This is a genomic window from Aminobacter sp. P4_D5 (genome assembly GCF_056401815.1).
Genome location: NZ_JBFUIP010000657.1, coordinates 1 through 737 on the forward strand (window position 1 = coordinate 1; position 737 = coordinate 737).

Genomic DNA, 737 nt, shown 5'->3' on the forward strand with positions numbered 1-737 from the left:
GCTTCGCGCCGGGGCCGCCGGACCGCACGCCCTTCGCGGCGCTCACGCTGCCCTGATCCGCGTGGCACGCATGGGCAAGCCTGCTATATGCCCAAATACCGACCTGAAGGACCACCACCATGGCTCGCCGCCGCCAGATCTACGAGGGCAAGGCCAAGATCCTGTTCGAAGGCCCCGAGCCGGGCACCATCGTCCAGTACTTCAAGGATGACGCGACGGCCTTCAACGCCCAGAAGAAGGGCATCATCACCGGCAAGGGCGTGCTCAACAACCGCATCAGCGAGTACCTGATGGTGCGGCTGGGCGAGATCGGCATCCCTACCCACTTCATCCGCCGCCTCAACATGCGCGAGCAGCTCGTGCGCGAGGTGGAGATTATCCCGCTCGAGGTCGTGGTGCGCAACGTGGCCGCCGGCTCCATGGCCACGCGCCTGGGCATCGCCGAGGGCACGCGCCTGCCGCGCTCGATCATCGAGTACTACTACAAGAACGACGCGCTGCAGGACCCGATGGTCTCGGAGGAGCACATCACCGCCTTCGGCTGGGCCGCGACGCACGATCTCGACGACATGGTGCAGCTGGCGCTGCGCGTGAACGACTTCCTGACGGGGCTGCTGCTGGGCGTCGGCATCACGCTGGTGGACTTCAAGCTGGAGTTCGGCCGGCTCTACGAGAACGACGAGATGCGCATCGTCCTGGCCGACGAGATCAGCCCGGACAATTGCCGCCTCTGGGAC

The 737-nt window shown here is 65.9% G+C and carries 1 protein-coding gene; it reads left to right on the plus strand.

Annotation, left to right across the window (positions count from 1 at the left end):
* Positions 1–119: 119 nt before the first annotated feature.
* Positions 120–737 (plus strand): phosphoribosylaminoimidazolesuccinocarboxamide synthase (purC, locus tag AC1DWF_RS34145; RefSeq protein WP_476842917.1); only part of this gene is annotated, 618 nt, incomplete at its 3' end.